The 1,964-nt window shown below is 61.8% G+C and carries 1 protein-coding gene and 1 tRNA gene; both read left to right on the top strand.

Annotated elements, in window-relative coordinates; genetic code table 11:
- Positions 1-174 precede the first annotated feature (174 nt).
- Positions 175-251 (top strand) — tRNA-Ile (locus GBM95_RS11565).
- A gap of 137 nt (positions 252-388) precedes the next feature.
- Positions 389-1,807, top strand: a complete 1,419-nt coding sequence (locus GBM95_RS11570; RefSeq protein WP_152159232.1) for a DEAD/DEAH box helicase — start codon at positions 389-391, stop codon at positions 1,805-1,807.
- The last annotated feature ends 157 nt before the right edge of the window (positions 1,808-1,964 follow it).

A 1,964-nucleotide genomic window follows, 5' to 3' on the forward strand; every position in this document is an offset into this window, starting at 1 on the left:
GAAAACCGCCGGATGCCGAACGGCATGTCCGAAAGGGCCCGATCACGGGGCCATGCGGTGTGGGAGGGGGTACCCTGCAAGGGGGCCCTCTACCCGATTCCGCGAACATGGGCTCCGGAGTTTCCTCCCGTCCTGATTCTCGGGTAGAATCCTCCTCTTTCATGAATGCATGGCGGGCCTGTAGCCAAGTTGGTTAAGGCACCGGACTCATAATCCGGCTATCCTGGGTTCAAGTCCCAGCGGGCCTACCAGATCTTCCTTTCCGGGCGATGCCGCTCTCGAATTCCCCCGACGAAGAGCGCGCGTCGGCTCCTTCAGAGAAGGACCGGATCAGCCGGCCAGCGGCTGATTTCCCCTTCGCCATCTTCTCCCCCTCTTGAATTTTCGGATGTCTTCCTTCGAACAGTTCGGTCTTGATCCCCGCATTCTTTCCGCCATTCAAAGCATGGGCTATACCTCGCCCACGCCGATTCAGGAGCAGGCGATTCCTGTCGTCCTGATGGGCGGCGACGTGATGGGGGCGGCGCAGACCGGTACCGGGAAGACCGCCGGCTTCGGCCTCCCGCTGATTCAGAGAATCCTCCCGAAGGCCAATACGTCGATGTCGCCCGCGCGACATCCGGTGCGCGCGCTCGTGCTCGCGCCGACCCGCGAGCTCGCCGACCAGGTGTCGGAAAACCTCGTTGCCTATTCAAAGGACACGCCGCTCCGTGCGGGCGTTGTGTATGGCGGCGTCGACATCCGTCCGCAGGCGGAGATGCTGAGAAGAGGCGTTGAAATCCTGACCGCCACGCCCGGGCGCCTCCTCGACCATGTCGAACAGAAGGCCGTCAACCTCTCTCAGGTTGAAATCGTCGTGCTCGACGAAGCGGACCGCATGCTCGATATGGGGTTCCTCCCCGACATCTCGCGCATCCTGAAGCTTCTTCCGGCCAATCGACAGAGTCTTCTTTTTTCGGCGACCTTCTCGCCCGAAATCAAGAAGCTCGCGAAGAACTTCCTCAAGCCCAATCCCCGCGTGATTGAGGTGGCGCGCGAGAATTCAACGGCGGAAACCGTTACTCAGGAACTCTTCACGGTTTCAGACCGCGAAAAGACGGACGTCCTCATTGACATGCTGAAGACGCGCGGTCCGGAGGGCGGCCCCCTCACGCAGGTTCTCGTCTTCGTGAACGCGAAGATCACCTGCCGGCGCCTTGCCCGCACGCTTGAGCGCGTCGGCATCAATGCCGACGCCATTCACGGCGACAAGACGCAGGAAGAGCGCCAGGTCGCTCTCGAAGGCTTCCGCACTGGCGCGATCCACGTCCTCGTTGCAACGGACGTTGCCGCCCGCGGCCTCGACATCAAGGAACTTCCCTTCGTCATCAATTACGACGTTCCCTACAGCGCCGAGGACTACGTGCACCGCATCGGCCGCACGGGCCGCGCCGGCTCCAAGGGCGTCGCCACGATGCTTGCGACGCCCGAGGACAAGCGTCTCGTTGAGGCGATTGAAGCGCTTACGAAGCAGACCTTCAAGCCCATTGCCATCTCTCCGATGCCGCGGAACCGCAGAAATGCGATGTCGCGCCGCCGCGATCAGGGCTATGTCGAGCGCGTCGATACGCCCGAAGACGAGCGTCTTGCGCGAGAGCGCGCCCGCGCCTACGTGCCGCCCGCTCAGCGCCACCGCGATCCGATCTTCGACATGCCCTACATCGAACGCAATCCCGGCACCGCAAAGAAGGCGGATGAGCCCCTCTATCTCGAGCGCCGTGAAAAGCGCCGTCCGGTCGCCGCGCTCCTTGGCGGCACGGGCCATTGACGAATTAATGCTGTCGTTTAAAAATCCCTGGAAGGATCTATTCTCCAGGGATTTTTGCTGTCGTGTGCCCGGCATTGGCGATTTCTATAGGGTGAAAGTCCCGATGAGCAGGAGGTAGTGCCAAGCTCACAGCCAGAGGCAAGGGTGTCCGTCGTGA

The sequence above is a fragment of the Sutterella seckii genome (assembly GCF_009183815.1).
GTDB lineage: Bacteria > Pseudomonadota > Gammaproteobacteria > Burkholderiales > Burkholderiaceae_F > Sutterella > Sutterella seckii.